Source organism: Atopomonas hussainii (genome assembly GCF_900109735.1).
In the GTDB taxonomy this organism is placed as follows: Bacteria; Pseudomonadota; Gammaproteobacteria; order Pseudomonadales; family Pseudomonadaceae; genus Atopomonas; species Atopomonas hussainii.
Genome location: NZ_FOAS01000045.1, coordinates 1 through 5,401 on the forward strand (window position 1 = coordinate 1; position 5,401 = coordinate 5,401).

Genomic DNA, 5,401 nt, shown 5'->3' on the forward strand with positions numbered 1-5,401 from the left:
AAAGACAAAGCCCCTGAGCTTTTGCTCAGGGGCTTTGGTTTTAGGTGCTTGACGATGACCTACTCTCACATGGGGAGACCCCACACTACCATCGGCGATGCACCGTTTCACTGCTGAGTTCGGAAAGGGATCAGGTGGTTCCAGTGCTCTATGGTCGTCAAGCAATTCGGTTGGATATCCGTATTGCGTACGTCTATCCGAATTGGGTATGTGATTGGTATTACGAGTTCAACAAGCTTTCGGCTTTGTTTCGTTTACCACTGCAATCTCAGATTGCTTGGGTGTTATATGGTCAAGCCTCACGGGCAATTAGTACTGGTTAGCTCAACGCCTCACAACGCTTACACACCCAGCCTATCAACGTCGTAGTCTTCGACGGCCCTTTAGGGGAATCAAGTTCCCAGTGAGACCTCATCTTGAGGCAAGTTTCCCGCTTAGATGCTTTCAGCGGTTATCTCTTCCGAACATAGCTACCCGGCAATGCCACTGGCGTGACAACCGGAACACCAGAGGTTCGTCCACTCCGGTCCTCTCGTACTAGGAGCAGCCCCTCTCAAGTCTCAAACGTCCACGGCAGATAGGGACCGAACTGTCTCACGACGTTCTAAACCCAGCTCGCGTACCACTTTAAATGGCGAACAGCCATACCCTTGGGACCGGCTTCAGCCCCAGGATGTGATGAGCCGACATCGAGGTGCCAAACACCGCCGTCGATATGAACTCTTGGGCGGTATCAGCCTGTTATCCCCGGAGTACCTTTTATCCGTTGAGCGATGGCCCTTCCATACAGAACCACCGGATCACTAAGACCTACTTTCGTACCTGCTCGACGTGTCTGTCTCGCAGTCAAGCGCGCTTTTGCCTTTATACTCTACGCACGATTTCCGACCGTGCTGAGCGCACCTTCGTACTCCTCCGTTACTCTTTAGGAGGAGACCGCCCCAGTCAAACTACCCACCATACACTGTCCTCGATCCGGATAACGGACCAGAGTTAGAACCTCAAATTTACCAGGCTGGTATTTCAAGATTGGCTCCACGCAAACTGGCGTCTACGCTTCAAAGCCTCCCAGCTATCCTACACAAGTAAATTCAAAGTCCAGTGCAAAGCTATAGTAAAGGTTCACGGGGTCTTTCCGTCTAGCCGCGGATACACTGCATCTTCACAGCGATTTCAATTTCACTGAGTCTCGGGTGGAGACAGCGCCGCCATCGTTACGCCATTCGTGCAGGTCGGAACTTACCCGACAAGGAATTTCGCTACCTTAGGACCGTTATAGTTACGGCCGCCGTTTACCGGGGCTTCGATCAAGAGCTTCGCTTGCGCTAACCCCATCAATTAACCTTCCGGCACCGGGCAGGCGTCACACCCTATACGTCCACTTTCGTGTTTGCAGAGTGCTGTGTTTTTAATAAACAGTCGCAGCGGCCTGGTATCTTCGACCGGCGTGGGCTTACGCAGTAAATACTTCACCCTCACCGGCGCACCTTCTCCCGAAGTTACGGTGCCATTTTGCCTAGTTCCTTCACCCGAGTTCTCTCAAGCGCCTTGGTATTCTCTACCCGACCACCTGTGTCGGTTTGGGGTACGGTTCCTAATTACCTGAAGCTTAGAAGCTTTTCCTGGAAGCATGGCATCAACCACTTCGCTCTCTAAAAGAGTGCTCGTCATCAGCTCTCGGCCTTGAGATTCCGGATTTGCCTAAAATCTCAGCCTACAACCTTAAACACGGACAACCAACGCCGTGCTGGCCTAGCCTTCTCCGTCCCTCCATCGCAGTAATTAGAAGTGCAGGAATATTAACCTGCTTCCCATCGACTACGCATTTCTGCCTCGCCTTAGGGGCCGACTCACCCTGCGTCGATTAACGTTGCGCAGGAAACCTTGGTCTTTCGGCGTGGGAGTTTTTCACTCCCATTGTCGTTACTCATGTCAGCATTCGCACTTCTGATACCTCCAGCAAGCTTCTCAACTCACCTTCACAGGCTTACAGAACGCTCCTCTACCGCTCACACATAGTGTGAACCCGTAGCTTCGGTGTCTAGTTTGAGCCCCGTTACATCTTCCGCGCAGGCCGACTCGACTAGTGAGCTATTACGCTTTCTTTAAAGGGTGGCTGCTTCTAAGCCAACCTCCTAGCTGTCTAAGCCTTCCCACATCGTTTCCCACTTAACTAGAACTTTGGGACCTTAGCTGACGGTCTGGGTTGTTTCCCTTTTCACGACGGACGTTAGCACCCGCCGTGTGTCTCCCACGCTGCACTTCCAGGTATTCGGAGTTTGCATCGGTTTGGTAAGTCGGGATGACCCCCTAGCCGAAACAGTGCTCTACCCCCTGGAGTGATACGTGAGGCGCTACCTAAATAGCTTTCGAGGAGAACCAGCTATCTCCGAGCTTGATTAGCCTTTCACTCCTATCCACAAGTCATCCCCTACCTTTTCAACGGGAGTGGGTTCGGTCCTCCAGTGCCTGTTACGGCACCTTCAACCTGCTCATGGATAGATCGCCCGGTTTCGGGTCTATACCCAGCGACTAAACGCCCTATTAAGACTCGGTTTCCCTACGCCTCCCCTATTCGGTTAAGCTCGCCACTGAATATAAGTCGCTGACCCATTATACAAAAGGTACGCAGTCACAGAACAAAGTCTGCTCCCACTGCTTGTATGCATACGGTTTCAGGTTCTATTTCACTCCCCTCACAGGGGTTCTTTTCGCCTTTCCCTCACGGTACTGGTTCACTATCGGTCAGTCAGTAGTATTTAGCCTTGGAGGATGGTCCCCCCATGTTCAGACAAGGTTTCACGTGCCCCGTCCTACTCGATTTCACTTCTAAGACCTTTTCATATACGGGGCTATCACCCACTATGGCCGCACTTTCCAGAGCGTTCTATTAAGATCAAAGAAGCTTAAGGGCTGCTCCCCGTTCGCTCGCCACTACTTAGGGAATCTCGGTTGATTTCTTTTCCTCGGGGTACTTAGATGTTTCAGTTCTCCCGGTTCGCCTCTTACACCTATGTATTCAGTGTAAGATACCTAGCTTATGCTAAGTGGGTTTCCCCATTCAGAGATCTCCGGATCAAAGGTTATTTGCCACCTCCCCGAAGCTTATCGCAGGCTATCACGTCTTTCATCGCCTCTGACTGCCAAGGCATCCACCGTATGCACTTATTCACTTGACCATATAACCCCAAATAATCTGGAGTCAGTCAGTAAACTTTTTGACATTCGCCGAAAACTTGCGCTTGAACTCGCAAATTTTACCTTGGCTTAACTAATTATCAGTGAAAATAATTAATTAGCCACTTCTATCACATACCCAAATTTTTAAAGAACGTTCCGGTCAAAGACCAGACAACAAAGCTTTAATAACTTTAAAAGCTTTCCTGTCTGTGCTTTCCCTTCTCTTCTAACCCGGCGAATCTAGCAAGTTGGTGGAGCCAAGGAGGATCGAACTCCTGACCTCCTGCGTGCAAGGCAGGCGCTCTCCCAGCTGAGCTATGGCCCCAATTTCGGCTGGCTGTTACGCCCACTAAAATTGGTGGGTCTGGGCAGAGTTGAACTGCCGACCTCACCCTTATCAGGGGTGCGCTCTAACCAACTGAGCTACAGACCCAATCGCCTTCGCCTTCGAATCAAGCAATTCGTGTGAGTACTTACAACAATGTGATCTTTCGATTAAGGAGGTGATCCAGCCCCAGGTTCCCCTAGGGCTACCTTGTTACGACTTCACCCCAGTCATGAATCACTCCGTGGTAACCGTCCCCCCGAAGGTTAGACTAGCTACTTCTGGAGCAACCCACTCCCATGGTGTGACGGGCGGTGTGTACAAGGCCCGGGAACGTATTCACCGTGACATTCTGATTCACGATTACTAGCGATTCCGACTTCATGGAGTCGAGTTGCAGACTCCAATCCGGACTACGATAGGTTTTGTGAGATTAGCTCCACCTCGCGGCTTGGCAACCCTCTGTACCTACCATTGTAGCACGTGTGTAGCCCTGGCCGTAAGGGCCATGATGACTTGACGTCATCCCCACCTTCCTCCGGTTTGTCACCGGCAGTCTCCTTAGAGTGCCCACCATAACGTGCTGGTAACTAAGGACAAGGGTTGCGCTCGTTACGGGACTTAACCCAACATCTCACGACACGAGCTGACGACAGCCATGCAGCACCTGTGTCTGAGTTCCCGAAGGCACCAATCCATCTCTGGAAAGTTCTCAGCATGTCAAGGCCAGGTAAGGTTCTTCGCGTTGCTTCGAATTAAACCACATGCTCCACCGCTTGTGCGGGCCCCCGTCAATTCATTTGAGTTTTAACCTTGCGGCCGTACTCCCCAGGCGGTCAACTTAATGCGTTAGCTGCGCCACTAAGCTCTCAAGGAGCCCAACGGCTAGTTGACATCGTTTACGGCGTGGACTACCAGGGTATCTAATCCTGTTTGCTCCCCACGCTTTCGCACCTCAGTGTCAGTATCAGTCCAGGTAGTCGCCTTCGCCACTGGTGTTCCTTCCTATATCTACGCATTTCACCGCTACACAGGAAATTCCACTACCCTCTACCGTACTCTAGCCACGCAGTTTTGGAGGCAGTTCCCAGGTTAAGCCCGGGGATTTCACCTTCAACTTACGTAACCACCTACGCGCGCTTTACGCCCAGTAATTCCGATTAACGCTTGCACCCTCTGTATTACCGCGGCTGCTGGCACAGAGTTAGCCGGTGCTTATTCTGTCGGTAACGTCAAAACAGCAAGGTATTAACTTACTGCCCTTCCTCCCAACTTAAAGTGCTTTACAATCCGAAGACCTTCTTCACACACGCGGCATGGCTGGATCAGGGTTTCCCCCATTGTCCAATATTCCCCACTGCTGCCTCCCGTAGGAGTCTGGACCGTGTCTCAGTTCCAGTGTGACTGATCATCCTCTCAGACCAGTTAACGATCGTCGCCTTGGTAGGCCTTTACCCTACCAACTAGCTAATCGTACCTAGGCTCATCTAATAGCGTGAGGTCCGAAGATCCCCCACTTTCTCCCGTAGGACGTATGCGGTATTAGCAGTCGTTTCCAACTGTTGTCCCCCACTACTAGGCAGATTCCTAGGCATTACTCACCCGTCCGCCGCTGAATCCAAGAGCAAGCTCTCTTCATCCGCTCGACTTGCATGTGTTAGGCCTGCCGCCAGCGTTCAATCTGAGCCATGATCAAACTCTTCAGTTCAAATCAATCTGGGTTTTGAGAAAACCCTAAACTTGGCTCAGTAATCGCAAATAAACTCATTGTGAATTCACAGAGTTACTTACTCTTACTGATAATCATGCGATCATCATTCATCGTAAGCACCCACACGAATTGCTTGATTCAGGTTGTTAAAGAGCAATTTGGCTAAGCAGCTCGCTTAACCGAGG

General features: G+C 51.0%; 2 tRNA genes and 3 rRNA genes. All 5 read right to left on the reverse strand.

Annotated elements, in window-relative coordinates:
• Positions 1–46: 46 nt before the first annotated feature.
• A 5S ribosomal RNA gene (gene rrf, locus BMX80_RS17585) occupies positions 47–162 on the reverse strand.
• A 126-nt stretch (positions 163–288) separates the two neighbouring features.
• Positions 289–3,179 (reverse strand): 23S ribosomal RNA (locus BMX80_RS17590).
• A 250-nt stretch (positions 3,180–3,429) separates the two neighbouring features.
• A tRNA-Ala gene (locus BMX80_RS17595) sits at positions 3,430–3,505 on the reverse strand.
• A 31-nt stretch (positions 3,506–3,536) separates the two neighbouring features.
• Positions 3,537–3,613: transfer RNA gene (locus BMX80_RS17600), tRNA-Ile, on the reverse strand.
• Between the two features lie 63 nt (positions 3,614–3,676).
• Positions 3,677–5,213 (reverse strand): 16S ribosomal RNA (locus BMX80_RS17605).
• Together the 16S, 23S and 5S rRNA genes with 2 tRNA genes alongside form the textbook arrangement of a ribosomal RNA operon.
• Positions 5,214–5,401 lie beyond the last annotated feature (188 nt).